General features: G+C 69.8%; 21 protein-coding genes. 13 read left to right on the top strand and 8 right to left on the bottom strand.

From position 1 onward, the window contains the following. The 4 genes from IM787_RS06615 to IM787_RS06600 are packed head-to-tail and all read right to left on the bottom strand — an operon-like array spanning position 1 to position 4686. Entirely contained in the window at positions 1-1050 is a 1050-nt protein-coding gene (locus IM787_RS06615; RefSeq protein ID WP_193675850.1) for a DUF3108 domain-containing protein, read from the bottom strand. Next, entirely contained in the window at positions 1029-2783 is a 1755-nt protein-coding gene (locus IM787_RS06610; protein ID WP_193675849.1) for a M61 family metallopeptidase, read from the bottom strand. The genes IM787_RS06615 and IM787_RS06610 overlap by 22 nt, the downstream gene beginning before the upstream one ends. Next, positions 2780-3559, bottom strand: coding sequence for a DsbC family protein (locus IM787_RS06605; RefSeq protein ID WP_227494149.1), 780 nt, complete (start codon positions 3557-3559; stop codon positions 2780-2782). The genes IM787_RS06610 and IM787_RS06605 overlap by 4 nt, the downstream gene beginning before the upstream one ends. After that, a complete protein-coding gene (locus IM787_RS06600; RefSeq protein ID WP_193675848.1) occupies positions 3556-4686 on the bottom strand; it encodes an FAD-dependent monooxygenase in 1131 nt (376 codons plus the stop codon). The genes IM787_RS06605 and IM787_RS06600 overlap by 4 nt, the downstream gene beginning before the upstream one ends. Positions 4687-4760: 74 nt before the next feature. On the opposite strand from IM787_RS06600, the gene IM787_RS06595 reads away from it, so the two are divergent. After that, on the top strand, positions 4761-5621 hold the full coding sequence (locus IM787_RS06595; protein ID WP_193675847.1) for an MOSC domain-containing protein: 861 nt from the start codon (positions 4761-4763) through the stop codon (positions 5619-5621). 4 nt (positions 5622-5625) lie between these two features. Here IM787_RS06595 and IM787_RS06590 read toward each other — a convergent pair whose 3' ends face one another. After that, complete coding sequence (locus tag IM787_RS06590; protein WP_193675846.1) at positions 5626-7419, bottom strand: sensor domain-containing diguanylate cyclase; 1794 nt, start codon at positions 7417-7419, stop codon at positions 5626-5628. A gap of 31 nt (positions 7420-7450) precedes the next feature. Here IM787_RS06590 and ychF point away from each other — a divergent pair, with 31 nt between their 5' ends. The 3 genes from ychF to IM787_RS06575 all read left to right on the top strand — a co-directional run bounded on the left by ychF (position 7451) and on the right by IM787_RS06575 (position 9531). Next, positions 7451-8545, top strand: a complete 1095-nt coding sequence (ychF, locus tag IM787_RS06585) for a redox-regulated ATPase YchF (protein ID WP_193675845.1) — start codon at positions 7451-7453, stop codon at positions 8543-8545. Between the two features lie 135 nt (positions 8546-8680). After that, entirely contained in the window at positions 8681-9085 is a 405-nt protein-coding gene (locus tag IM787_RS06580; protein WP_193675844.1) for a hypothetical protein, read from the top strand. Further along, entirely contained in the window at positions 9082-9531 is a 450-nt protein-coding gene (locus tag IM787_RS06575; protein WP_193675843.1) for a DUF2846 domain-containing protein, read from the top strand. Before IM787_RS06580 ends, IM787_RS06575 begins: the two co-directional genes overlap by 4 nt. A gap of 234 nt (positions 9532-9765) precedes the next feature. Here IM787_RS06575 and IM787_RS06570 read toward each other — a convergent pair whose 3' ends face one another. Beyond that, positions 9766-10236, bottom strand: a complete 471-nt coding sequence (locus IM787_RS06570) for a YqaA family protein (protein ID WP_193675842.1) — start codon at positions 10234-10236, stop codon at positions 9766-9768. A 127-nt stretch (positions 10237-10363) separates the two neighbouring features. On the opposite strand from IM787_RS06570, the gene dusB reads away from it, so the two are divergent. Genes dusB through purH form a run of 3 tightly spaced genes read left to right on the top strand, consistent with a single transcriptional unit; the run spans position 10364 to position 13205 of the window. Then, on the top strand, positions 10364-11404 hold the full coding sequence (gene dusB / locus IM787_RS06565) for a tRNA dihydrouridine synthase DusB (protein ID WP_193675841.1): 1041 nt from the start codon (positions 10364-10366) through the stop codon (positions 11402-11404). Then, entirely contained in the window at positions 11401-11637 is a 237-nt protein-coding gene (locus tag IM787_RS06560) for a Fis family transcriptional regulator (protein WP_193675840.1), read from the top strand. Before dusB ends, IM787_RS06560 begins: the two co-directional genes overlap by 4 nt. After that, positions 11634-13205 carry a bifunctional phosphoribosylaminoimidazolecarboxamide formyltransferase/IMP cyclohydrolase gene (gene purH, locus IM787_RS06555; RefSeq protein ID WP_193675839.1) on the top strand — a complete coding sequence of 524 codons (1572 nt, stop codon included), beginning with the start codon at positions 11634-11636 and terminating at the stop codon, positions 13203-13205. The genes IM787_RS06560 and purH overlap by 4 nt, the downstream gene beginning before the upstream one ends. Before the next feature lie 68 nt (positions 13206-13273). Here purH and hemL read toward each other — a convergent pair whose 3' ends face one another. Further along, the gene (hemL, locus tag IM787_RS06550) at positions 13274-14578 is read right to left on the bottom strand and encodes a glutamate-1-semialdehyde 2,1-aminomutase (RefSeq protein WP_193675838.1); all 1305 of its coding nucleotides are present in this window, start codon (positions 14576-14578) and stop codon (positions 13274-13276) included. Positions 14579-14591: 13 nt separating this feature from the next. Next, a complete protein-coding gene (thiD, locus tag IM787_RS06545; RefSeq protein WP_193675837.1) occupies positions 14592-15521 on the bottom strand; it encodes a bifunctional hydroxymethylpyrimidine kinase/phosphomethylpyrimidine kinase in 930 nt (309 codons plus the stop codon). Positions 15522-15614: 93 nt separating this feature from the next. Here thiD and IM787_RS06540 point away from each other — a divergent pair, with 93 nt between their 5' ends. From IM787_RS06540 to IM787_RS06515, 6 genes are all read left to right on the top strand, one after another. Further along, positions 15615-15788, top strand: coding sequence for a rubredoxin (locus tag IM787_RS06540; protein WP_193675836.1), 174 nt, complete (start codon positions 15615-15617; stop codon positions 15786-15788). A 72-nt stretch (positions 15789-15860) separates the two neighbouring features. After that, the gene (locus IM787_RS06535; RefSeq protein WP_193675835.1) at positions 15861-16241 is read left to right on the top strand and encodes a response regulator; all 381 of its coding nucleotides are present in this window, start codon (positions 15861-15863) and stop codon (positions 16239-16241) included. 14 nt (positions 16242-16255) lie between these two features. Continuing rightward, on the top strand, positions 16256-16621 hold the full coding sequence (locus tag IM787_RS06530; protein WP_193675834.1) for a response regulator transcription factor: 366 nt from the start codon (positions 16256-16258) through the stop codon (positions 16619-16621). A 31-nt stretch (positions 16622-16652) separates the two neighbouring features. After that, positions 16653-17183 carry a chemotaxis protein CheW gene (locus IM787_RS06525; RefSeq protein WP_193675833.1) on the top strand — a complete coding sequence of 177 codons (531 nt, stop codon included), beginning with the start codon at positions 16653-16655 and terminating at the stop codon, positions 17181-17183. A 22-nt stretch (positions 17184-17205) separates the two neighbouring features. Continuing rightward, on the top strand, positions 17206-19449 hold the full coding sequence (locus IM787_RS06520; protein ID WP_193675832.1) for a methyl-accepting chemotaxis protein: 2244 nt from the start codon (positions 17206-17208) through the stop codon (positions 19447-19449). A 63-nt stretch (positions 19450-19512) separates the two neighbouring features. Next, positions 19513-25632, top strand: coding sequence for a hybrid sensor histidine kinase/response regulator (locus IM787_RS06515; RefSeq protein ID WP_193675831.1), 6120 nt, complete (start codon positions 19513-19515; stop codon positions 25630-25632). Positions 25633-25748 lie beyond the last annotated feature (116 nt).

Genomic DNA, 25748 nt, shown 5'->3' with positions numbered 1-25748 from the left:
TCAGCGCTGCTCGATGTGCTCGACCACGAGGTCGAGCCAGGCCTCGGTGCCCATCACCACCTTGATGCGCACCGGCAGGTACAGCAGGTTCGGCGCGAACCACATCTCCGCGGTGATGTTGCCGCGCGGGTTGGCGATCGGCCGCGGCTTCAGGTGGTACGCCTCCACCACGCCGAGCCTGCCGGTCTGCAGCAGGTCGCGCGCGACGATGTCGTAGGTCCACAGGTCCACGGCGCTGGGACGCGCCAGCCAGATGTCGACGCTGCGGCCCACCTCCAGCACCTCGCGGCCGGTGGCGAAGCGGTGCGTGAGCTCGACGAACTGGCTGACGGTGTCCTGCACGCCGGGCGGCCGCTTTGCCGTGCGTCCGCTCTCGAACACCAGCACCTGGTCGCCGAACTGCGCGAACCGGCGCTTGCCCGGGCGCAGCTCCTCGTAGGCGCGCGGCACCAGGCCCTGCGGCGTGACTTCGCCCTGGCTCGTGAGCGCCTGGTCGCCCAGCAGGTGGATCGTCACCTCCAGCCGCACCTGGTACTTGTCGCCCTCGCGCTGCCACAGCACGCGCGCGTTGCCGTGCAGCGGGCCGCGCCAGTGGCCGGTGAGCCGGTAGTTCAGCCGCGTGTCGGTGGGCCAGGTGTCGAGGGCCGCGCTGTCCGTGGTGGCGGCGCTCGCCGCGGGCGATGCGGCGACGGCCGCGGCCGCGGCCGCCGATGCGGCGGGCTCGGGAGGCTGCGCGACCACGGGTTCCTCCGGCGGAATCGGCGGTTCGGCGGCCGCCGGCTGCACCTCGGCCGGTTCCTGCGCGGCGGACGCCGCGGGCTTGGGACGCGGCGCCACTCGCGGCTTCGGCACGGCGGCCGGTGCCGGCGCGATCGACACCACCGGCGGCGGCGTAGCCGGCCGCAGCATGCGCGTGAACATCGGCGGCGCCATCCGCGGCATGCCGGAGATGGCGTCGGCCTGGCGGCCCAGCCACTCCAGCGCGACGAGGTGGCCGGCGAGCACCAGCGCCGCGAGCAGCGCCAGCTTCAGTGCTGCGCGGCGTACCACTGCTGGGCGCGCGAGGCGTCGCGCAGGACCAGCCGCCAGGTCGTGACGGCCGCGGGGATGCCCAGTTCCAGCCGCAGCAGCCGGCGGTCGCGCGCGACGATGGCCGTGACCTTGCGGTGGCTGCCGGCATAGAGCAGCAGGTCGTCGAGCTTGGACAGGCGCCAGGCGCTGCCGGCCACTTCGACCCCGACCCATTCGTCGTTCGCGGCGAACCCCGCCTGTTCGGCGGCGCCGCCGCGCAGCACGTTCTTCAGCACGACGCCCTGCGATTCGCTCACGCGCACGCCCAGCCGCTGCTGCAGCTGCGCCGGCTCGTCCATCACCTGCACGCCGTGCCGTTCCAGCAGTTCGCGCAGCGGCAGCTCGCGCGTGCCGTGCACCCACGCGGCCAGTTCGCGGCTGTACGAACGGCCGCCGAGCTCCTTGAGCACCGCGGCGAAATCGGCCTCGGCCATCGGCCCGGACTTGCAGCGCAGCCAGAGCGCGCGCATCACCTCGTCGAGGGTGGTGTGGCCTTCCAGGCGCATCGTGAGGTCGAAGCACAGGGCGACCAGCGCGCCCTTGGTGTAGTAGCTCACCGTGGCGTTGGCCGTGTTCTCGTCCTGCCGGTAGTACTTCACCCAGGCGTCGAAGCTGGCCTGCGCCACCGACTGCACCTCGCGGCCGGGCGTCTGCAGCACCTGGTTGGCGGTCTTGGTCAGCAGCTTGAGGTAGGTGGCGTCGTCGATGAGGCCGGCGCGCCGCAGCAGCAGGTCGTCGTAGTAGCTGGTGAAGCCCTCGAAGAACCACAGCAGCTGGGTGTAGTTCTCGCCGCTGTAGTCGTAGTAGGCGAATTCCGCCGGACGCAGCCGCTTCACGTTCCAGGTGTGGAAGTATTCGTGGCTGATGAGGCCCAGCAGCGTGACGTAGCCTTCGCTCATGCGCGTGTCGCCCCGGCGCGGCAGGTCGCGGCGGCCGGCGATCAGCGCCGTCGAATTGCGGTGCTCGAGCCCGCCGTAGCCGTCGTCGACCGTGTTGAGCAGGAACACGTAGCTCTTGAACGGCGGCTTGCGGCGGTCGTGCCAGAAGCGGATCTGCTGTTCGCAGATGCGCTGCGTGTCGGCGACGAGGCGGTCGCCGTCGAAGGCTTCCGTCGCCCCGGCGACCACGATGCGGTGCGGCACGCCGCAGGCGCGGAACTCCGCGCTGAAGAAGGCGCCGAGCTCCACCGGGCAGTCGACCAGTTCGTCGTAGTCAACGGCGACGTAGGTGCCGAAACCGCGCTTGCCGGTCTTGAGCGGCTCCAGCCCCGTCGCGGCTTCCCAATGCGGATAGGCCCGGGGCGCCACCAGTTCCAGCTCGTGCGGTTCCTGCGCCTGCCCGTGCACCTTCAGGCACAGGCTGGTGCCGTTGAAGAAGCCGCGCTGGCTGTCGAGCCACGCGGTGCGCACGGAGTTGTCGAAGGCGTAGACCTCGTAGGTGAGGACCAGCGGGCTGGACGCCACGCAGTCCACCTGCCATGAGGCCTTGTCCAGCTGGTGCACCGCGACCGTCTTGCCGTCCTGCCGCGCGCCCAGCTTCTGCAGGTGGCGGGCGAACTCGCGCACCAGGTAGCTGCCGGGGATCCACGCGGGCAGCGACACGCGCTGGGCCGCCTGCGGCTGCGCGATGGTCAGCGTGACCTGGAACAGGTGGGCCGCCGGGTCCGCGGCCTCGACGCGGTAGTGCGGGCCGGCGTGGCGCGACGCGATCACTTGCCGCCGGCCGCCAGGAGCTTCTCGAGGTCCGCCGGGCCGATGGCCCCCGGCACCCGCGTGCCGTTGGTGAAGATCAGCGTGGGCGTGCCGGTGATCCGGTGCCGCTTGCCGAACTCGGTGTTGCGGGCGAGCGCGCCGGCATCGCACTTGTCGTCGGCGCGGGCGGCGGGTTCGTTGCGGATCATCCAGTCCAGCCAGGCGCGCGCCTTGTCCCTGGAGCACCAGATGTTGCGCGACTTCTCCGTGGAGTCCGGCCCGAGGATCGGGTACAGGAACAGGTAGACCGTGACGTTGTCCACCTTCTGCAGGTCGCGTTCGAAGCGCTTGCAGTAGCCGCAATTCGGATCCTCGAACACGGCGACCTTGCGCTTGCCGTTGCCCCGCACCATCACGAAGGCGTCCTTGAGCGGGAGGTCGTCGAAGTCGACCGCCATCAGCTTCTCCACCCTTTCCTCGGTGAGGTTGCGGCGGTTGCGCAGGTCGATCATCTCGCCCTGGATCAGGTGGTTGCCTTCGGCGTCCGTGTAGAGGATGTCGGAGCCGATCCGCACCTCGTACAGCCCGGCCATCGGCGTGCGGCGGATCTCGTCGACGCGGCCGGCGCCCGGCAGGCGCTCGGCGAGCGTGCGGCGCAGCGCGCTTTCCACGGCCGGCGGCACCTGCGCGGCGGCGTTCGCCACGGTGGGCGCCTGGCTGCCGGTGTTGGCACCGGCCGGAAGCATCGCCGCCAGCAGCGCCGTCGCCAGCAGGCCGCGCAACGTGTTCTTCTTCATGTTCTTCCCGTTCTCAAGAGGTTCCGTCCGTTGCCCATGGCCTGCCGCACCACCCAGCGCTTGACCGGGCCGCTGCGGTCGAAGCCGCGCATGCCCCAGTTGCGCAACACCGCCCAAGGTTCCGCAGGCTGCGCGAACAGCTGCTGCAGGCCGTCGGTCGTCCAGCCCATCGCCAGCACGTCCAGCTTGCGGGCGCGCTCGTAGCGCCGCAGCAGTTTCTCGTCGCCCAGGCCGCGCCAGTATTCGCGCCCGTGCAGCACCTGCGCCAGCGTCTCCGCGTCGGCCAGGCCGAGGTTCAATCCCTGCCCGGCCAGCGGATGCACGTTGTGCGCTGCGTCGCCGGCCAGGGCCCAGCCGGCACCGCACCAGCGGTCCGCCTGCGCGCGCTGCAGCGGCCAGGCCATGCGCTCGGTGGTGAGCTGCACGGCGCCGAGTTCGTGACCCATGGCCTCCTGCAGGCGCACCTCGAAGTCGGCGGCGGGCAGCGCCAGCAGCTCGTCGGCACGCGCCTCCTGTACCGACCACACCAGCGCCGCCGAGTTCCCCGACGGGCCGCCGAGCGGCAGCAGGCCGAGGATGTTGCCGTCGTCGAACCATTGCCGCGCCACGCCACCATGCGGTTTCTCACATTCCAGGCGGGCCGCGATGGCGCGCTGCGGATAGGAGGTGACCTCGAAGTTCACGCCGAATTCGGCCCGCGTGGCGCTCGCCCGCCCTTCGCAGACGACGGTGAGCGCGGCGTCGCGGGGTGCGGAGAGGACCTCGACCTGCGGCTGGTAGCGCACGGCCTCGGCCAGCCGCGCGAGCAACGCTTCGACGTCGACGATCCAGGCCAGCGCCCCCACCGCCTCGGCGGCGGCGGAGAACTGCACGCGCCCGCCGTCGTCGCCGTGCACGTCCATGGCCAGCACGGGCGTGGCGTGCGGGTCGTCCGGCCAGGCGCGCAGCCGCAGCAGCAGTTCGCGGGAGGCGGCGTTCAGCGCATAGGCGCGCACGTCGGCACGGGCCTCGGCGGGGGGCGGCGTCTCCACCAGGCCGACGCGCAGGCGGTCGCGCGCCAGCAGCAGCGCGAGCGTCCGGCCCACGATGCCGGCGCCGCGGATACAGACGTCGAGAGGAGCGGGCATGAGGGCATTGTAGGAGCCGGGCACAATCCCGGCTGGCATCCGCCAGCCCCTGTCGCCAAGCCGCACCCACGCCCATGAGCAACGCCGAAGTCACCGCCCGCATCGCCCGCCTGTTCGTCTACCCCGTGAAATCCTGCGCCGGCATCGAACTGGTGGAGGCCGAACTCACCGACGCCGGGCTGGACCTGGACCGGGCCTGGATGGTGGTGGACGCGCGCGGCGAGTTCGTCACGCAGCGCGAACTGCCCCGCATGGCGCTGGTGCGCACCCAGCTGCGCGGCAGCGAAGTGGTGCTGCGCGCGCCCGGCATGCTGGCGCTGCACCTGAAGGTGGACACGGTGGAGGAGCCGGTCAAGGTGCGCCTGTGGAACGACGAGGTCCCGGCCTACGACATGGGTGCGGTGGCCGAGCAATGGTTCACGGATTTCCTCGGCCAGCCGCTGCGGCTGGTGCGCTTCGACCCGGAACACCGCCGCCTGTCGAACATGAAGTGGACCAACGGCATCGAGGCCCTCAACCAGTTCAGCGACGGCTATCCCGTGCTGGTGGCGAGCACCGCGTCGCTGGCGCAGCTGAACGAGAAGCTGGCCGCGCAGGGCCGGCCGGCGGTGGGCATGGAGCGCTTCCGTCCCAACATCGTGCTGGAAGGCATCGAGGCCCACGACGAGGACCGGCTGGACGTGATGCGCATCGCCACGGCCGAGGGCGAGGTGCAACTGAAGGCGGTGAAGCCCTGTGCGCGCTGCCCGATCCCCAACGTCGACCCGGCCACCGCGGCCGTGGACCCCATCGTCACGGACACCCTGCAGGGCTACCGCCGCAGCGAGGTGCTGGGCGGCGCGATCAGCTTCGCGATGAACGCCATCGTGCTGGCGGGCGACGGCTGCAAGCTGCGCGTCGGCCAGGACGTGCTGGCGGACTGGAAGTTCGACTGACGCCTTAGGGCGCGGGCGCCAGCCCGCGCTCGGGCACGCCCTCGTCGTCGTTCGGGAACTGCGAATCGGGCTCGTCGGCGGCGGCGGGCGGCAGTTCCTTCTCGATGAAGCGGATCGGCCGGCGCGTGCGCCGCGACATGCGGGCCAGCTGGTCCGAGAGCGCGGCCTGGATCCCGTCGGCTTCCATCGGGCGGTCGCTGAGCAGGAGCGCGGCGACATGGAAGTGCAGCGTCACGTCAGGCTTGAGCCCCGGCAAGGGCATCAGCCCCGCGGCGATCAGCCGCGTGGCACGGTCCGTCACGGAAGAGCGCGCGATGGCGCCTTCCAGCACCACGGCGAACCGCGCCTCCCCGACGCGGGCCACGGTGTCGACGTCGCGCAGCAGCCGGCGCAGCTTGATCACGCTGCGCAGCAGGCTCTGCTCCGCCACGGCGCTGCCGTAGATCTCGCGGATGCGCGCGTGGTTCACGAGGTCGATGAACATGACGGCCGCGTTCTGCTGGTCGCGGCGGAACCGCGTGACCACCTGCGAGAGGCGGTCCTGGAACAGGTGCGGCGCCAGCAGGCCGGTCAGGGCGTCGTGGGTGCTCAGCGCCTGTTCGCGCACCTCGGCGCTGTGGCGATCGCGCGAGCGCATGAACAGCGCCACCAGCAGCAGCGGCACCTCGATGCCCAGCGCCAGGATCACCAGGTACTGCGGCACGAAGGGCAGGTCGACCCAGCCGAGGTTGCGGGTGACGGTGAGGACCACGGCCGCCACTAGCGGGAACTGGGCGGCGAACACCCAGGGCGCGACGGTGTCGCCGCGCCGCCACGCCATGGCCGACATCAGGAGCGTCGTGCAGCTGGCCACGCACACGTAGGCGCCCATGGCGGCGTAGAAGGCCGTCTTGCCGACCACCAGGGCGAGCAGGGCCGCCGCCGGCGCGGCCGCGCCGAGCACCAGGCACAGGCGGTCCAGCGTGGGCAGGCGCCGCCGCAGGCCGAGCGTCTTGCGCACGAAGAGCACCGCGGCGCCCACCGCGATGCAGGCCAGCATGTTGGTCGGAGCGTCCTGCAGCAGGCCGAAACCGGGCCAGAGGAACTGGCTGGCGATGCCGGTGTACGCCGACATGGCCAGGCTGGTCAGCGCCGCGTAGGCGGCATACCAGGCGAAGGCCCGGTCCCGGTAGACCCAGCCGGTGGCCAGGCAACTGGCGATCAGCAGCAGGAGCGCCCCGAGCGCCGCCCCGAGGCCGAGGTAATCCAGCTGCACGGATTCCGTGTGGTGCGTGCCGGTGACGAGTTCGATGGGGAACTGGGTGGGCGTGGAGTGCTGGATGCGCACGTACACGTCGCGCGCTTCGCCGGGTGGCAGGTCGAGCCGGAACACGGGGTAGCGGCCCCGCACCGGCCAGCGGTCGACCGCCAGCGTGTCGCCCGCGCTCTCGGCGCGCCAGCCGCTGCCGTCCTGCTGGTGCACCGTGACCTTGTCGAGCACGGACATCGGCAGCCGCAGCACCCAGTCCTGGCGCTCCGCCGGGCCGCGCCGCAAGCGCAGGTGCAGCCAGAGCGCGCCCTCGGTGGACAGGCGGTGCACGGCGCCGGGCGGCGGGGACTGGAACAGCGTGCCGGCGCCGCGGTGCACCTGCGCCACCGTGGCGTCGCCCCGCGCGTCCACCCAGGCCCGGGCCTGCGCGGACGCCTCCACGGACGGGACCGCGTCGCGCAGCAACGTCTCGGCCGCGGCGGGGGCGGAGAGGCAGCACAGCACCAGGCCCAGCAGGACCGCGGCCGACCGGGCCGGGGACCATCGCATACACTTTCGGGCTTCGCTACCGGGTGCTGACATGAGTTTGAAGTGCGGGATCGTGGGCTTGCCCAACGTGGGCAAATCCACCTTGTTCAATGCCTTGACCAAGGCAGGCATCGCCGCCGAGAACTATCCTTTCTGCACCATCGAGCCCAACGTGGGCGTGGTGGAGTTGCCGGACCCGCGCCTGGACGCGCTGGCCGGGATCGTCAAGCCTGAACGCATCGTGCCAGCCATTGTCGAGTTTGTCGACATTGCCGGGCTGGTCGCGGGCGCCAGCAAGGGCGAGGGCCTGGGCAACCAGTTCCTCGCGCACATCCGCGAAACGGATGCGGTGGTGAACGTCGTGCGCTGCTTCGAGGACGCGAACGTGATCCACGTCGCGGGCCGCGTGGATCCGGTCGCCGACATCGAGGTGATCCAGACCGAGCTGTGCCTGGCCGACCTGGGCACCGTGGACAAGACGCTCGCGCGCTACAGCAAGGCCGCCAAGTCGGGCAACGACAAGGAAGCCGCGAAGATGGTGCAGCTGCTGCCCAAGGTGCAGGCGGCGCTGAACGAAGGCCGCCCGGTGCGCACGCTGTCGCTGACCGACGACGAGAAGGCGCTGCTCAAGCCGCTGTTCCTGATCACCGCCAAGCCGGCGATGTTCGTCGGCAACGTCGACGAAGGCGGCTTCGAGAACAACCCGCACCTGGAGAAGCTGCGCGCGTACGCGGTGACGCAGAACGCGCCGGTGGTGGCGATCTGCGCGAAGATCGAATCCGAGATCGCCGAGATGGCCGAGGAGGACAAGAAGATGTTCCTGGCCGAGATCGGCCAGGACGAGCCCGGCCTGAACCGGCTGATCCGCGCCGCCTTCAAGCTGCTGGGGCTGCAGACCTACTTCACGGCGGGCGAAAAGGAAGTGCGCGCGTGGACGGTGGCGATCGGCGCGACGGCACCGCAGGCGGCCGGCGTGATCCACACCGACTTCGAGCGCGGCTTCATCCGCGCGCAGACCATCGCCTTCGACGACTACATCGCCTACAAGGGCGAGCAGGGCGCGAAGGACGCGGGCAAGATGCGCAGCGAAGGCAAGGAATACGTCGTCAAGGACGGCGACGTGATGAACTTCCTTTTCAACGTCTGACGGCACGGCTCCTCCCAAAGGAGGGGCCTGCACGTGGCTGCCGCGCCACGTTTCCCCCGAATGCAGGAGCGCCGCCGCTTGCGGTGTCGCGTGATTGCCTCCAAAGTCCCGGCAGGAGACAGCGGAGGGGGAAACATGCATCTCGAAGTCGCGCGCGCCGCCGGCGCGCTGTTGCTCTGCGCAATGCTCGGCGGGTGTGCGAGCGTCGTGCCCGTGCAGCCTGCGGACCCGCTTGCCGCCGCGCCGCCGGCTGCCGTCCCCGAACTCCGCTTCGACACCGAACTTCCGATCCGCCTCTCCACCGGGTACACGCGCGCCATTCCCAAGGGCAGCCTGTGGCGCCTCGCGGGTGCCTTGCCGCAGGGCGCCGTCTACCGTCCGGTCGGGACCGTCTTCGCCATCGAAGGCCGGCAAGTGCACGAAGCCTGGCTGGTGGTGCACGCAGGCGCAGTCCAGGGCTTCTATCTTCCGGGCGAGGGCAACTACTCACCCCTCGTTCCCCCGCTTTCCCTTCCACCCTCCACAGGAGCAAAACGATGAGACGGAGTTTCCTCAAGCTGGCCTTCGCGGCCACCGCGCTGGCGCTGGTCAGCGGCTGCGCCACCGGCGTCAAGCACGACCAGATGGCATCGAGCATGCCCAGCCTGAAAGCCGGCCACGGCCGCATCTACTTCCTGCGCTCCGCCTCAATGCTGGGCGCCGCGGTGCAGCCGGACATCCGCCTCAGCGGCCAGGTGGTGGGCCAGTCGAAGCCAGGGGGCTTCTTCTACGTGGACCGCCCGGCGGGCAACTACGTGGCGAGCACCAGCACCGAGACCGAAAAGACCGTGAGCTTCAACCTGCAGGCCGGCGAGACGAAGTACATCCGGTCCTCCATCGGCTTCGGCGTGATGGTGGGTCGCGTGGTGCTGGAACCGGAGACGCCGGAGAAGGCGAAAGCCGAACTCGGCAGCCTGAGCTACACCGGGACGGTCGCCGCGCGCTGACCGACCCGGCGACGCCCGCCGGGCGCGTGCAGACATCACTGCAATGCGCGCGGCTTGCGCGGACCATGGCGGCTCCACGCCAGCCGAGACCGCCATGCCCTCCTTCCCCCGCCTTTCGCTGCGCCTGCGCCGGCGCGCCCTGTACTGCTACGAAGCCGCGCTGTGCGCTTCCTTGCTCGCCATGGCGTTTGCCGCCTTCGAAGCGGCCGGCCAGGTCGCCGCGGCGGAAACCGTTCAGTGCGGAAACACGCGCAGCAGCAGCACCGTCACGACGAGGTAGCGCAGGAACTTGCCGACCAGCATGTAGCCGGCGCACGGCCAGAAGGGCAGGCGCAGCCAGCCGGCGACCGCGCACAGCGGGTCGCCGACGATCGGCAGGAACGACAGCAGGCAGGCCCGCGGTCCCAGGCGCTCCAGCACGTCGAGCGCCTTCAGGTGGTGGCGCGAATGGCTGTACTTGTCGGCGACGCTGTGGGCGCCGTAGCCGATCCACCAATCGAGCATGCCTCCCAGCGTGTTGCCCGCGGTCGCCACGAGGATGGCGCTCCAGAACAGGCCAGGGTTCAGCTTGAGCAACCCGAACAGCACCGGCTCCGAACCGATCGGCAGGAGCGTGGCGGAAACGAAGGCGGCGGCGAACAGGCTGCTGAGCCCGTACTGCGGCAGCGCCAGGAGCGCCAGGAGGGAATCGAACCACGCTTGCATCGGCGCGCATCGTAAGCGCGCAAGGCCCGCCGGCGGCCGTCCTGGACAGCTCCATGCTTTTCAAGCGCTGAAATCCCGCGGGCCTACAATCGTGCCTCTTTTTTCGGCAGCCCCTTTCGCCCCTCCCATGCACATCGGCCCCTACACCCTCGCGAACAACGTGTTCGTGGCGCCGATGGCGGGAGTGACGGACCGGCCGTTCCGCCAGTTGTGCCGCGCGTTCGGCGCCGGCTATGCGGTCAGCGAGATGGTGACGTCGCGCCGCGACCTGTGGAACAGCCTCAAGACCTCGCGCCGCGCGAACCACGAGGGCGAACCGGGCCCGGTCGCGGTGCAGATCGCGGGCACCGACGCGCAGATGATGGCCGAGGCCGCGCAATACAACATCGACCGCGGCGCGCAGATCATCGACATCAACATGGGCTGCCCGGCCAAGAAGGTGTGCAACAAGTGGGCGGGCTCCGCGTTGATGCAGGACGAGCCGCTCGCCGTCGCGATCGCCAGCGCCGTGGTGCAGGCCTGCCTGCCGCACGGCGTGCCGGTCACGCTGAAGATGCGCACCGGCTGGGCGGCGTCCCACCGCAACGCCGTGGCGCTGGCGCGGGCCTTCGAGCAGGCCGGCGTGCAGATGCTCACCGTGCACGGGCGCACCCGCGAGCAGGGCTACAAGGGCGAGGCCGAGTACGACACGATCGCGGCGGTCAAGGCCGCGGTGCGCATCCCGGTCGTGGCCAACGGGGACGTCGATTCGCCGCGCAAGGCCCGCGAGGTGCTGCGTGCGACCGGTGCCGACGCGGTGATGGTCGGGCGCGCCGCGCAGGGCCGGCCGTGGATCTTCCGCGAGATCGCCCACTTCCTCGCCACCGGCACCGAGCTCGCGCCGCCGCTGGTGGAGGAGGTGCGCAGGGCGCTGGCCGCGCACCTGCAGGACCACTACGCGCTGTATGGTGAGTTCACGGGCGTGCGCAGCGCGCGCAAGCACATCGGCTGGTACGTGCGGTCGCTTCCGGAGGGGGAAGCGTTCCGCGCGCAGATGAATGCCATCGAGGACAGCTTCACGCAGCTGTCCGCGGTGGAACGCTTCTTCGACGCGCTGGCGGCGCGCACGGACCGGATGCCGGCCGTGGTGCCGGTGGCGGCCGAGGAATACGAAGAGAACGACGCATGAGCAAGAAGCACATCGAGGAGTGCGTCCGTGCCAGCCTGGAGGCGTATTTCCGCGACCTGCGCGGGACGGAGCCGGACGGCATGTACGAGATGCTGGTGAAGGTGGTCGAGAAGCCGCTGCTGGAAGTGGTGATGGCCAAGGCCGAGAACAACCAGTCCCGCGCGGCGGAATGGCTGGGACTGAACCGCAACACGCTGCGCAAGAAGCTGATCGAACACAAGCTCCTGAAATGAACGCCCTCCTTTCCGTCTCCGACAAGACCGGCATCGTCGACCTGGCCCGTGCGCTGCACGACCTGGGCGTGCGCCTCCTCTCCACCGGCGGCACCGCCAGGTTGCTGGCCGACAGCGGCCTGCCCGTCACCGAGGTGGCGGAGCTCACCGGCTTCCCGGAGATGCTCGATGGCCGCGTGAAGACGCTGCACCCCAAGGTGCACGGCGGCCTGCTCGCCCGGCGCGACCTGCCCGAGCACATGGCGGCGCTGCACCGGCACGCCATCGCCACCATCGACATCCTGGTGGTGAACCTCTATCCGTTCGAGGCCACGGTGGCGAAGCCGGGCTGCACGCTGGAGGACGCGATCGAGAACATCGACATCGGCGGCCCGGCGATGGTGCGCAGCGGCGCGAAGAACTGGAAGGACGTCGCGGTGCTCACCGATGCCTCGCAGTACGCGCAGGTGGTCCAGGAGCTGAAGGCTTCCGGCCAGGTCTCGAAGCAGACGAAGTTCGCGCTGTCCGTGGCCGCGTTCAACCGCATCAGCAACTACGATGCGGCGATCAGCGACTACCTGTCGTCGCTGCAGGACGACGGCTCCCGCGCGGCGTTCCCGGCGCAGGCCAACGGCCGCTTCGTCAAGCTGCAGGACCTGCGCTACGGCGAGAACCCGCACCAGCAGGCGGCGTTCTACCGCGACCTGCATCCCGCGCCCGGCTCGCTGGTCATGGCGCAGCAGCTGCAGGGCAAGGAACTCTCGTACAACAACATCGCCGACGCCGACGCCGCGTGGGAATGCGTCAAGAGCTTCGACGCGCCCGCCTGCGTGATCGTGAAGCACGCCAACCCCTGCGGCGTGGCGGTCGGCAAGGATCCGCTGGAAGCGTACTCGAAGGCGTTCCAGACCGACCCGACCTCGGCCTTCGGCGGCATCATTGCCTTCAACCGGCCGCTCGACGGCGCCGGTGCGCAGGCGGTCGCCAAGCAGTTCGTCGAGGTGCTGATGGCACCGGACTTCACGCCGGAGGCCCTGGCGGCCTTCGCCGGCAAGGCCAACGTGCGGCTGCTGAAGATCGCGCTGCCGCCGGGCGGCGCCCAACCCTGGGACAAGGGCCAGAACCTCATGGACATCAAGCGCGTGGGGTCCGGCCTGCTGATGCAGACCGCCGACAACCATGAGCTCGCGTTGGCCGACCTGAAGGTGGTCACGAAGAAGCAGCCGACCGCGCAGGAACTGCAGGACCTGCTGTTCGCGTGGAAGGTCGCCAAGTACGTGAAGTCCAACGCCATCGTGTTCTGCAAGGATGGCATGACGATGGGCGTGGGTGCGGGGCAGATGAGCCGGCTGGACTCGGCACGCATCGCCAGCATCAAGGCGCAGCACGCCAAGCTGTCGCTGCAGGGCACGGCGGTCGCAAGCGACGCCTTCTTCCCGTTCCGCGACGGCCTCGACGTGGTGGTGGACGCCGGCGCGACCTGCGTGATCCAGCCGGGCGGCTCGATGCGCGATGCCGAAGTCATCGCCGCTGCCGACGAGCGCGGCGTGGCGATGGTGTTCTCAGGGGTGCGGCACTTCCGGCACTGAACGTCGTCCCCGCGCCGGCGGGGACCCAGGGCGCCCTGGATGCCCGCCTGCGCGGGAATGGCGGCTTCTCAGGTCCGCAAGGACCGGAAGACCTCGCCCGCGGCTTCCACGGTCCGCGCGATGTCCTCGTCGCTGTGCGCCGAACTCACGAACCCCGCTTCGTACAGCGCCGGCGCGATGTACACGCCGCGATCCAGCAGCCCGTGGAACAGCTTGCCGAACCGCGGGGCGTCGCTCTTCATCACCGCCGGATAGTTCTGCGGCAGTTCCGGCAGCAGGAAGAAGCCGAACATGCCGCCTTCGCAATCCGCGGCGAAGGGCACGCCGGCCTCGGACGCCGCGGCCTTGAGGCCGTCGACCAGCGCCTGCGTCTTCTTCGCCAGGGCAGGGAAGAACGAGGGCTGCGTGATCTCCTTGAGCGTCGCCAGCCCGCAGGCCGTGGCGACCGGGTTGCCGGAAAGCGTGCCGGCCTGGTAGACGGGGCCCAGCGGCGCGAGCTGCTCCATCACCGCGCGCGGCCCGCCGAAGGCCGCCAGCGGCATGCCGCCGCCGATCACCTTGCCCAGCACCGTCAGGTCGGGCTTGAAGCCCGGGATCGCTTTCGCGTAGACCGATTGCGCGCTGCCCAGGGCCACGCGGAAGCCGGTCATCACCTCGTCGAACACCAGCAGCGCACCGTGCTGCGTGCACAGCTCGCGCAGGCGGCGCATGAAGGGCACGCTGGCGCGCACGAAGTTCATGTTGCCGGCGATCGGCTCGATCACCACGCAGGCGAGGTCGGCGCCATGCGTGGCGAAGGCCTCCTCGAGCAGGGCGACGTTGTTGTATTCGAGGACCAGCGTGTGCTGCACCACTTCCGGCGGCACGCCGGCGCTGGTCGGGTGGCCGAAGGTGGCCAGGCCCGAACCTGCCTTCACCAGCAGCGCGTCGGCGTGGCCGTGGTAGCAGCCCTCGAACTTGATGATGTGGCTGCGGCCGGTGGCCCCGCGCGCCAGGCGGATGGCGCTCATCGCCGCTTCGGTGCCGGAGCTGACCAGCCGCACCATCTCCACGGCCGGCAGGTGCTTGACGATCTCCTCGGCCAGCTCGATCTCGCGCTCGGTCGGCGCGCCGAAGGAGAAGCCCTCGGTGGCCGCCTTCTGCACGGCCTCGAGCACGCGCGGGTGGCCGTGGCCCAGGATCATCGGACCCCAGGAGCCGATGTAGTCGATGTAGCGGTCGCCGTTGGCGTCCCAGAAGTACGCACCCTGCGCGCGCGCCACGAAGCGGGGCGTGCCGCCCACGGCGCGGAAGGCACGCACCGGCGAGTTCACGCCGCCGGGGATCAGCGCGCGGGCGCGCTCGAAGAGTTCCAGGTTCTTGTCGGTGGCCATGCGTGGCAGGGGATCAGTGCTTGGTGTCGTGCGCGGGGAGGTCGAAGCCTTCGGCCGGATCGGCGGCGACTTCGTCTTCGTCGCCTTCCAGGTCGGGTTGCGCCCAGAACAGGCGGTCCGGGACGACGTGCCCCATGCCGGGGCGGAAGCCGCCGTCGAGGCAGCGGTCCAGGTAGGCCAGGGCTTCGCCCGCGGCGGCGGACAGGTCGGCACCGCCCGCCACCAGGGCGGCGAGGGCGGCGGACAAGGTGTCGCCCGCGCCGGAGAAGACGGCGTCGAAGCGCTCGAACTTCTCGCTGGCCAGCACGGTCTGCGGCGTGGCCAGCACGTTCTCGACGAACTGGTCCGGCAAGGGCACGCCGGTGACCAGCGTGTACGGAACGCCCATCTCGGAAGCCGCCTTGGCGAGGTCGCGGGCGGTCGGCGAACGCTCGTTGTTCCAATCCGGCAACAGCCAGCGCCACAAGGTGCTGTGGTTTCCTACCAACACGGTGGTCTGCGGCAACATGAGCTCGCGGAAGGCGTCTTCGTACAGGTCGGTGGGGCCTTCGTCCCACCAGGAAAGCTGCGGCATGTACGAGATGACGGGCACGTCCGGGTAGTCCGCGGCGATCTCGGCGATGGTGCTCAGGGTCTCGGGGCTGCCGGCGAAACCGACCTTGATCACCTGCACCGGGACGTCCTCGAGGATCGTGCGCGCCTGCTCTGCGACAGCGTCTTCGTCGAAGGCGAAATGGTCGAACACCTCGCCGGTGTCACGCACATACGCGCCGCACACGATGGGCAGCGGATGCGCGCCGACCGATGCGATCGCGGTGATGTCGGCGGAGAGTCCGCCGGCGCCGCTCGGGTCGCTCGCGTTGAACACCAGCACGCAGGCCGGCCCCGCGTCCTCGCCTTCGGGCTCGGAGGGCTTCGTCTGGATAGGTGTGGAATTCGTCATGGCGGCCCGTATCTTGTGCACCCTCTCCATTGGGAAGGGTAGGGAAAAGGCCCCGATACAATCGTTGCATTCTATGCGAAGGCCCTTTAAGCTGTGACTGATACGAAGACCTGGATGTGTCTGATTTGCGGGTGGATTTACGACGAAGCCGCAGGCTCTCCTGAACATGGCATCGCCCCCGGAACACCGTGGGAGCAGGTGCCGATGAACTGGACCTGCCCTGAATGCGGGGCACGCAAGGAAGACTTCGAAATGGTCCAGATCTAACAGAGGCCGCGGCGTTGGGACGCAAGAGGGATGCCGCACCTCGAGCAGTAACAAGATGAGGAGAGGCGTCAAGTGAGCACCACTGGATTGAAGGTGTTGGTGATCGATGACAGCAACACCATCCGGCGCAGTGCGGAGATCTTCCTGAAGCAAGGCGGCCACGAGGTGATGCTGGCCGAGGACGGCTTCGATGCCCTGTCCAAGGTCAACGACTACGAGCCCAACCTGATCTTCTGCGACATCCTGATGCCGCGGCTGGATGGTTACCAGACCTGCGCGATCATCAAGCGCAACGCCAAGTTCTCCGGCGTGCCGGTCGTCATGCTTTCGTCCAAGGACGGCGTGTTCGACAAGGCGCGGGGCCGCATGGTCGGCTCGCAGGACTACCTGACCAAACCGTTCACGAAAGACCAGCTGCTGCAGACCGTGCAGCAGTTCGGCACTGGGAAATAACAAGGAGAGATGCAATGGCCATCCGCAAAGTTCTCGTGGTCGACGATTCCAAGACCGAGCTGATGTTCATGACGGACCTGCTGCAGAAGAACGGCTTTTCCGTCAAGACGGCCGAGAGCGCCGAAGACGCGTTCCGCCGCCTGGGCGAAGAGAAGCCGGACCTGATCCTGATGGACGTCGTGATGCCCGGCCAGAACGGCTTCCAGCTCACGCGCGCCATCACGCGCGACCCGGCCTACGCCGACGTGCCGATCATCATGTGCACCAGCAAGAACCAGGAAACCGACCGTGTGTGGGGCATGCGCCAGGGCGCGCGCGACTACATCACCAAGCCGGTGGACGCCAGCGAGCTGATGGCCAAGATCAAGGCCCTCGGCTGACCACGCTTTCGAGCAGTACCACCCACCGACCATGGCCAACCGCGAAGCCCTCCGCGAGCTGCAAAGCCGGCTCGCCAGCCGGCTGCAGGCTGCACGTACCGAAGGCGTGCAGGCCGGCTGGCTCGCCGTCGAAGCCGCCGGGCGCAAGTACCTCTTCCCCCTGAGCCAGTCCGGGGAGATCTTCCCGTACAGCCCGGCCCAGGCCGTCCCCTACACGCAGGACTGGTTCCTGGGCGTGGCCAACCTGCGCGGCGGCCTGTTCGGCGTGGTCGACCTCGCCAGCTACGTGAGCGGGCAGGCCCCGGCCCAGCGCTCCGATGCGGGCCGCGCCGAAGCGCGCCTGGTCGCCCTGAACCAGCTCCTCGAAGTGAACTGCGCACTGCTGATCGACCGGCTCGCCGGCCTGCGCAACACCGACGCATTCGTCGCCTCGGGCAACGCGCCCGAAGGCTCGCCGGATTATTTCGGCAGCGGCTACACCGATGCCAGTGGCGCCTACTGGCAGGAAATCAATCTCCAGGCGCTTTCGCAACAACAGCAATTCCTGAGCATCAGCGCTTAGACCCTCTCCGAAGGCTGCAACCATGTCCGCTTTTACCCTGAAAAACCTGTTCGGCAAGAAAGACGCCGAGGACATCGACCCGTCCGTCACCCAGGAAATGAGCATGGGCTCGACCGCGGCGATCGAGGCCGGCAGCACGCAGGCCCCGAACGACCCCGACACCATCGGCGAAGAGGTCGGCGACGAGGCCTACGAAGCGGAACGGATCTCCGTCCCGGTGCTGGGCAAGCGCACCGCGGCGACGCACCAGCGCGTGCTGTTCACGCTGCTGGCGTTCTCGCTGTTCGTGCTGGCCGCGGTGGCGGTGTTCGCGGTGCGGCAGGCCGACAAGGTCGCCCAGCAGGTGGCCGGTACCGGTAACTCGCTGATGCAGTCGCAGCGGCTGGCCAAGTCGGTGTCGCAGGCGCTGATCGGCAGCCCCGCCGCCTTCCCCGACGTGCAGGACAGCGCCCGCGTGCTGGCGCAGACGGTGCGCGCGCTGAAGGACGGCGACGCCGGCGTCAACGTGGCCCCGGTCTCCGAGGAGCTGCAGAACGACATCGCCGTGATCATGCCGATGATGCAGGACGCGGAGAAGAACGCGAACACCGTGATGAGCCAGCAGAAGATCCTGACGCAGGTGGGCGCCGCCCTGCGCACGATCAACCGCCAGTCGTCCGACCTGCTGGAGATCGCCGAAACGGTGTCTTCGCTCAAGCTGCAGCAGAACGCGCCCCCGGCCGAGATCTCCGCCGCCGGCCAGCTGGTGATGCTGACCCAGCGGATCGGCAAGTCCGCCAACGAATTCCTGACGATGGAAGGCGTGTCGCCGGAAGCCGTGTTCCTGCTGGGCAAGGACCTGAACTCCTTCAAGGAAATCGCGCAGGGCATGCTGGATGGCAGCCCCGAGCTGCGCCTGGCCGCCACCAAGGACGAACAGACCCGCGAACGCCTCGACGCGCTGCTGAAGCTGTACGAACAGACCCGCACGCAGGCCGGCGCCATCCTGGGCAACCTGCAGGGCCTGGTGTCCGCCCGTGAAGCGCAGTCCAAGATCATTGCCGACAGCGAGAAGCTGCGCGGCGCGCTGGAAGGCCTGCAGGCCAAGCTGTCCGCGCAGACCGGCCTGGGCGCCGGCGCGCTGGCCGCCCTGGCGATCTCCTCCGTGTTCGCCATCCTCTGCGCCATCGGCCTCGCCTACGTGCAGCTGCAGGACAGCCGGGCCCGCCAGGAACGCGCCGAATCGCAGCGCCAGGAAGCCGAGCGCCAGGAGCAGGAAGCCAAGCGCGTGAACGACGCCAACCAGGCGGCCATTCTGCGGCTGATGAACGAACTGCAGTCTGTCGCCGAGGGCGACCTGACGCAGGAAGCGACGGTGACCGAGGACATCACGGGCGCCATCGCCGACTCGGTGAACTACACGGTGGAAGAACTGCGCCAGCTGGTGGGCAACGTGCAGAGCACGGCGACCAAGGTGGCGCAGACGACGGCGCAGGTGGAAAGCACCTCCACTGAGCTGCTGGCCGCTTCGACCGAACAGCTGCGCGAGATCCGCGAAACCGGCCAGTCGGTGCTGGACATGGCCTCCCGCATCAACTCGGTGGCCGGTCAAGCGCAGGAATCGGCACAGGTTGCGCGCCAGTCGCTGAACGCCGCCGAGCAGGGTCTCGCGGCCGTGCAGAACGCCATCGGCGGCATGAACGCCATCCGCGACCAGATCCAGGAAACCTCCAAGCGGATCAAGCGGCTGGGCGAGTCGTCGCAGGAGATCGGCGAAATCACCGAACTGATTTCCGACATTACCGAACAGACGAACGTGCTGGCCCTGAACGCCGCCATCCAGGCCGCGTCGGCCGGTGAAGCGGGCCGCGGCTTCTCGGTGGTTGCGGAAGAAGTGCAGCGACTGGCCGAACGCTCCGCGGACGCCACGCGCCAGATCTCGGCGCTGGTGAAGGCCATTCAGACCGACACGCAGGACGCCGTGGCCGCCATGGAACGCTCGACGCAGGGCGTGGTGGAAGGGGCCAAGCTGTCCGACAACGCCGGTACCGCGCTGACCGAGATCGACCAGGTGTCGCGCCGCCTCGCCGAGCTGATCGAACAGATCTCGACCTCCGCCTCCCGCGAAGCCGAGTCCGCCAACGTGGTGGCCGGCAACATCCAGCACATCTTCGCCGTGACGGAGCAGACCGGTGAAGGCACGCGCTCGACGGCGCAGCAGGTGCGCGAACTGACGCGGATGGCCGAGGAACTGCGCCAGTCTGTGTCGCGGTTCAAGATCGCATAACAACAGACGCAGTGGCGCCGCGTGCGCGGCACCACGCGCAGCGCGTCACCAGACGGAATCCTCATGCAAGCAGCCCAAGATCTCGAACTGGCGCCGAACAACGACCTGGGCCCCTTGGCCTGGGTGCTGGACGAACTGCGCAAGTCCCTCGAGTCCGCCTCCTCCGCGCTGCGGCGCTTCGTCCGCGACGCCGCGCAGGCCCGCGGGCAGGACATGTCCTCGGTCGACACCGGCCACCTGCGCATCGCCCGCCAGCACATGCACCAGGCCGTCGGCGCGCTGGAGATGGTGGGCATGGGCGCGCCCGCGCACATGCTGCGCACGATGGAAGGCGCGGCCCAGAAGTTCATCGAGCGTCCCGAGCTGTGCACCGAGGCGGCCGCCGCCAAGGTGGAACGTGCCGGCTTCGCGCTGACCGAATACCTCGAGGCGATGCTCGGCGGCAAGGCCGTCTCGCCCGTCAGCCTGTTCCTGCAGTACAAGGAAGTCCAGGACGTCTGCGGCGCCGACCGCGTGCACCCGGCCGACCTCTGGACGACCGACTGGCGCTGGAACGATTTCGCCGGCCCGCAGGGCACGCAGCCCCTGGCCTACGAGCCGTCCACCCGTTCGCGGATGGACCAGGCGGTGCTGAAGATCGTCAAGGCGGCCGACCCCGCCGCCGGGCGCGAGCTCGCGGAAGTGAGCATGGGCCTGGCCGCTTCGCAGGCGGCACGCCAGCCCAAGGTGTTCTGGAAGATCGCCGCCGGCTACTTCGAAGCCATCGCGCTGGGCCTGCTGCCGCCGGACGTGTACGTCAAGCGCGCCGCTTCGCGCGTGCTGCTGCAGTACGCCTCGCTCGCCAAGGGTGACGAGACCGTCTCCGACCGCCTGGCGCAGGACCTCCTGTTCTTCTGCGCGCAAGCGATGCCCACGGACCCGGCGCTCGCGCCGGCCCTGGTCGCCGCGCGCGAAGGCTACGGCCTGTCCGCCAGCAAGCCGGTGGATTACGCGAGCAGCCCGTTCGGCCGCTTCGACCCCACGCTGCTGAACCAGCTGCGCAAGCGCCTGGCGACGGCCAAGGAAACCTGGTCCGCGCTGTCCGGCGGCGAAGCCAGCAAGGTCAAGGGCGTGGGCGAGCAGTTCCACAACCTCGCCGACACGCTGATCAAGCTGTACCCCGGCAGCCAGCCGCTGGCCCAGACGCTGAACACGGCCATCGACAACGTCGTGCGCAGCAACCGTCCGCCCAGCGCCGAACTGGCGATGGAAGTCGCCACCGCGGTGCTGTACCTCGAAGCCGCCTTCCAGGACCTGGACCCCAACGACGCGCAGCTGGCCGACCGCACGCAGCGCCTGTCCGAGCGCCTGCGCAAGGTCGTGCAGGGCGGCCAGCCCGAGCCGCTCGAGCACTGGGTCGAAGACCTCTACCGCCGCGTGAGCGACAAGCAGACCATGGGCAGCGTGGTCGGCGAACTGCGCGGCACCATGGGCGAGCTCGAGAAGCTGCTCGACCAGTTCTTCCGCAACCCGGCCGACAAGGGCCCGCTGCGCGACGCCCCGACCTTCCTCGCGCAGATGCGCGGCGTGCTGTCGGTGCTGGGGCTGGACCACGCCTCGCAGGCCGTCATGCGCATGCGCGAGACGGTCGAGAACATCATCACCACCGAGATCGAAGAGGAGAAGGCCCGCGCCGCGGGGACCTTCGACAAGCTGGGCACCAACCTCGGTGCGCTCGGCTTCCTCATCGACATGCTGAACTACCAGCCGAGCCTGGCGAAGAAGCTGTTCGTGTGGGACGACGCACAGGGCGAGCTGCGCCCGCTGATGGGCCGTGCCGACCTGCCCGCGCAGCAGCCCGCCGCGCGGCCGCAGGCGCCGGAACTGCCGGCGTTCAGCGCACCGGTCGCCCCCGTGGCGGCGCCGGTGGCTGCTCCCGCCGTGGCCGCCGAGCCCACGTTCGAACTGCCGCCGCTCGACTTCGCGCCCGCCGCGAAGGCACCCGCGCCGGCACCGGCCCCCGCGCCGGTCGCGCCCGTGCGCGCCGCCGCGCCTGCGCCGGCCCCCGCACCCGCTCCGGCCCCTGCCGCCGCGGCCGACGAGGACGACGGCGACAGCGAACTGCGCGAGATCTTCCTGGAGGAAGCGCGCGAAGTGGTCGGCAACGGCCTGGCCGCGCTGACCGCCCTGGCCGAGGACCCGAAGAACCTGGCCGACATGACCACGCTGCGCCGCGCGTTCCACACGCTCAAGGGCAGCTCGCGCATGGTGGGCCTGAACGAATTCGGCGAAGCCGCCTGGTCGCTGGAGCAGGTGCTGAACACCTGGCTGGCCGACCAGAAGCCCGCCGGCGACGAACTGCGCTCGCTGTCCACGCAGGCCATGCTGGGCTTCGGCCGCTGGGTCGAGGACATCGCCGACGGCAAGGACTCCGGCTGGACGGCCGCCGCCTTCCGCACCGCCGCCGACACGCTGCGCACCGAGTCGCGCCTGGTGGCCATCGAGATGCCTGGCGTGAGCCACGAAGCGACGCAGGCGCTGCAGGCCGTCGTGAGCGAAACCGCGCAAGCCGAAGCCCCCGCCGCCGAAGCGGCACCGGCCGAACTGCCCGCCACCGACAGCGCCATCCTCTCCAACCTGATGGCGCTGGACGACGGCGCCGCGCCGCAGCCGGACGCAGCCCCTGCGGCGCCCGTCGCGGAACTGCAGGACCTCGGTTTCTCGATCGACCTGCCCGCCGAACCCGCAGCGCCGGTGGCCATCGAAGCCACCGAACTGCCCGCCGAATTCGACATCGACTTCGGTACCGCCCCCGCGACGCCCTCCACCGAGATCGCCGAACTCAGCGCGGACGAACTGCCGCCCGAGTTCGCCGACTTCGGCGCCGCCGCGCCGGCGCAGCCCGAAGAGGAACTGCCGGAGCTCGTCTCCACGGCCATCCTCCCGCGCATGGACATCGAGCCGCCGGCGCACATGCAGGAGCCGATGGAGATCTCCGGCATCGACTTCTCCAGCCTGTCCGCCGTCGCCGGCCCGACGGAGCCGGTGGTCGAAGCCGCGCCCGCTGGCGAACCCATCACCCTGGGCAACGACGACTTCGTGTTCGACACGCCGGCACCGGCGGCCCCCGAAGTGGTCGTCGCCGCCGCGATGCCGGAACCGGAACCCGAGCCCGCCGCCAACGATGCCGACGCGTCGCGCGACGAGCAGGTCAAGGTGATCGGCAACCTGCGCATCGGCATCCCGCTCTACAACGTGTACCTGAACGAGGCGGACGAATGGTCGCGCCGCCTCGCCACCGAAATCAGCGAGTGGACGCTGGAGATGAACCAGCGCGTGTCCGACTCCACGGTGGGCTGGGCGCACTCGCTGGCCGGCAGCTCCGCCACGGTGGGCTTCCAGGCGCTGTCCGAGATCGCCCGCGCGCTCGAAGGCGCGCTGCAGCACACGCAGTCTCTCGCGGGCGGCAGCGAGCAGCACGCGCGCATCTTCACCGAGGCCGCGGAAGAAGTGCGCCGCCTGCTGCACCAGTTCGCCGCCGGTTTCCTGAAGGAACCCGACCCGCGCCTGCTGCAGGCCCTGCACGCGCTGCGCGACGCCGAAGGCGAGACGCGCTCCGACCGCCGCGACGGCGACGACACGCTCACCGGCTTCGGCGACAAGAAGGTCGTCGTTGCCGAAAAGCCGAAGGCCGCCCCGGTGGTGCCGCGCGGCCCGATCGCGCAGCCGCTCGGCCTGACGACGCAAGCCGCGCCGCGCGCGCCGGTGGTGCAGGTCGACACCGAGGAAGAACTCGACGTCGTCGACGCGATCGACCCCGACCTGTTCCCGATCTTCGAGGAAGAGGCCGCCGAACTGATGCCCCAACTGGGCAGCTCGCTGCGCCAGTGGGCCGCGCGTCCGGACCAGCGCGAGCCGCGCGACATCGTGCTGCGTGCGCTGCACACGCTCAAGGGCAGCGCCCGCCTGGCCGGCGCGCTGCAGCTGGGCGAACTGGCGCACCGGCTCGAGTCCGAGGTGGAATACCTGGGCCACGAGAACATCAACTCGGCCGACATCGAAGCCCTGCTGCACCGCTTCGACGCCATGCAGTCGCGCTTCGACACGCTGCGTGCCACCGGTGGCGTCGCCCCGGCCGAAACGCCCGCGCCGTCCGCGCCGCTGCAGATGCAGCCGCAGGTGGAGGTGAAGGCGCCGGAAGCGAAGCCGGCACCGGCCGCGCCCGTGTTCGAGATGCCGACCCCGGCGCAGGCCGCACCCGCGCAGCCCGCTGCTGCCCCCGTGCGCAGCACCGCGATCGCGATGCCCGTGCAGACCAGCGTCGCGCCCTCGCGCCAGGCCGCCAACCAGGCCGTGCGCGTGCGCTCGCAGCTGTTGGACCGCCTGGTCACGCAGGCCGGCGAGGTGATGATCACCCGCTCGCGCCTCGAATCCGAACTGCGCCAGCTGCGCGGCTCGCTCGGCGACCTCTCGGGCAACCTGGACCGCCTGCGCGCCCAGCTGCGCGAGATCGAGGTGCAGGCCGAGTCGCAGATGCAGTCGCGCATGGCGCAGGCCAAGGACACCGCCGCGGGCTTCGACCCGCTGGAGTTCGACCGCTTCACGCGCGTGCAGGAACTGACGCGCCTGATGGCCGAGTCGGTGAACGACGTGGCCACGGTGCAGCGCAACATCCACCGCGTGGTGGAAGCGACCGAAGACGACCTGATCGCGCAGGCGCGCCAGACGCGCGAACTGCAGCGTGACCTGCTGCGCACGCGCATGGTGGAGTTCGAGGGCATCTCGGACCGCCTGTACCGCGTGGTGCGCCTGGCCGCCAAGGAAAGTGCCAAGCAGGTCAAGCTGGACATCATCGGCGGCTCCATCGAGATGGACCGCGGCGTGCTGGACCGCATGACGCCCGCCTTCGAACACTTGCTGCGCAACTGCGTGGCGCACGGCGTCGAGACGCCGGACGCGCGCGCCGCCGCCGGCAAGGAAGCCGCGGGCACCATCGTCATCTCGGTGCGCCAGGAAGGCAACGACGTCTCGGTGGAGTTCCAGGACGACGGCGCCGGCCTCAACATCGCCCGCATCCGCGAGAAGGCCGTGCAGAACGGCATGATCGCGCCGGACCAGCAGATCACCGACGCCGAAGCGGCCAACCTGATCTTCCTGCCCGGCTTTTCCACCGCCGCGCAGGTGACGGAACTCGCCGGCCGCGGCATCGGCATGGACGTCGTCCGCGCTGAAGTCAATGCGCTGGGCGGCCGCATCGAAACCGCGACGCAGGCGGGGCAGGGCACGAGCTTCAAGCTGGTGCTGCCGCTGACCACCGCCGTGACGCAGGTGGTGATGATCCGCTCCGGCAAGCTCGCCATCGGCGTGCCCGCCAACCTGGTGGAACTGGTGCGCCGCGCCAGCCAGAAGGAAGTGCAGCAGGCCTACAACTCCGGCAGCTTCGAGTTCGCCGGCGAGTCGCTGCCCTTCTTCTGGTCGGGTGCGCTGCTGCAGTCTTCCGCCCACAGCACCGAACCGCAAGGCAAGACGATGCCGGTGGTGGTGTTCCGCTCCGCCGCGCAGCGCGTCGCCGTGCACGTCGACGAAGTGCTGGGCAACCAGGAAGTGGTGGTGAAGAACCTCGGCCCGCAACTGGCGCGCCTGCCCGGCCTGGCCGGCATGACGGTGCTGGCCTCCGGTGCCGTGGTGCTGATCTACAACCCGGTGGCGCTGACGCAGGTGTACGGCGAGCAGGCCCGCGCGCTGAGCGCCGACCGTGCCAGCCCGGACGCCCTGGGCGAAGGCGCGGTGAAGGTGGTGACGCCGGTCGCCCCGGCCGTGCCCGCCGTGCCGCTGGTGCTGGTGGTCGACGACTCCATCACCGTGCGCCGCGTGACGCAGCGCCTGCTGGTGCGCGAAGGCTACCGCGTGGCGCTCGCCGCCGACGGCCTGCAGGCCCTGGAAAAGCTGGCGGACGAACTGCCGTCGGTGGTGCTGTCGGACATCGAGATGCCCCGCATGGACGGCTTCGACCTGGCCCGCAACATCCGCGGCGACAGCCGCCTGGCCCACCTGCCGATCGTGATGATCACCTCGCGCATCGCCGAGAAGCACCGCGAGCACGCCAAGGAACTGGGCGTGAACCACTACCTGGGCAAGCCGTACTCGGAAGAGGAACTGATGAGCCTGGTGAAGCACTACTGCCAGGCGTCGGTGACGGCCTAAGAACCCGTTCCCGCCCCACGCAAAGCCCCGCAGGTCCCTGGCCTGGCGGGGCTTTCTCTTTGGGGCCGGCATCTCGGGCAGTTGCATCCCGGACATAATTCGACTATTGTCGAATC

It is taken from the genome of Ramlibacter pallidus (genome assembly GCF_015070875.1).
Taxonomy (GTDB): domain Bacteria; phylum Pseudomonadota; class Gammaproteobacteria; order Burkholderiales; family Burkholderiaceae_C; genus Ramlibacter; species Ramlibacter pallidus.
This window is presented reverse-complemented; position numbering and strand designations above follow the sequence as displayed.

Excerpts from the sequence above, each read along its gene's own strand:
- IM787_RS06605 (WP_227494149.1), bottom strand. The coding sequence starts at position 3,559 with ATGAAGAAGAACACGTTGCGCGGCCTGCTGGCGACGGCGCTGCTGGCG.
- IM787_RS06600 (WP_193675848.1), bottom strand. The coding sequence starts at position 4,686 with ATGCCCGCTCCTCTCGACGTCTGTATCCGCGGCGCCGGCATCGTGGGC.
- IM787_RS06595 (WP_193675847.1), top strand. The coding sequence starts at position 4,761 with ATGAGCAACGCCGAAGTCACCGCCCGCATCGCCCGCCTGTTCGTCTAC.
- IM787_RS06590 (WP_193675846.1), bottom strand. The coding sequence starts at position 7,419 with ATGCGATGGTCCCCGGCCCGGTCGGCCGCGGTCCTGCTGGGCCTGGTG.
- ychF (WP_193675845.1), top strand. The coding sequence starts at position 7,451 with ATGAGTTTGAAGTGCGGGATCGTGGGCTTGCCCAACGTGGGCAAATCC.
- IM787_RS06580 (WP_193675844.1), top strand. The coding sequence starts at position 8,681 with ATGCATCTCGAAGTCGCGCGCGCCGCCGGCGCGCTGTTGCTCTGCGCA.
- IM787_RS06575 (WP_193675843.1), top strand. The coding sequence starts at position 9,082 with ATGAGACGGAGTTTCCTCAAGCTGGCCTTCGCGGCCACCGCGCTGGCG.
- IM787_RS06570 (WP_193675842.1), bottom strand. The coding sequence starts at position 10,236 with ATGCAAGCGTGGTTCGATTCCCTCCTGGCGCTCCTGGCGCTGCCGCAG.
- dusB (WP_193675841.1), top strand. The coding sequence starts at position 10,364 with ATGCACATCGGCCCCTACACCCTCGCGAACAACGTGTTCGTGGCGCCG.
- IM787_RS06560 (WP_193675840.1), top strand. The coding sequence starts at position 11,401 with ATGAGCAAGAAGCACATCGAGGAGTGCGTCCGTGCCAGCCTGGAGGCG.
- purH (WP_193675839.1), top strand. The coding sequence starts at position 11,634 with ATGAACGCCCTCCTTTCCGTCTCCGACAAGACCGGCATCGTCGACCTG.
- hemL (WP_193675838.1), bottom strand. The coding sequence starts at position 14,578 with ATGGCCACCGACAAGAACCTGGAACTCTTCGAGCGCGCCCGCGCGCTG.
- thiD (WP_193675837.1), bottom strand. The coding sequence starts at position 15,521 with ATGACGAATTCCACACCTATCCAGACGAAGCCCTCCGAGCCCGAAGGC.
- IM787_RS06530 (WP_193675834.1), top strand. The coding sequence starts at position 16,256 with ATGGCCATCCGCAAAGTTCTCGTGGTCGACGATTCCAAGACCGAGCTG.
- IM787_RS06525 (WP_193675833.1), top strand. The coding sequence starts at position 16,653 with ATGGCCAACCGCGAAGCCCTCCGCGAGCTGCAAAGCCGGCTCGCCAGC.
- IM787_RS06520 (WP_193675832.1), top strand. The coding sequence starts at position 17,206 with ATGTCCGCTTTTACCCTGAAAAACCTGTTCGGCAAGAAAGACGCCGAG.
- IM787_RS06515 (WP_193675831.1), top strand. The coding sequence starts at position 19,513 with ATGCAAGCAGCCCAAGATCTCGAACTGGCGCCGAACAACGACCTGGGC.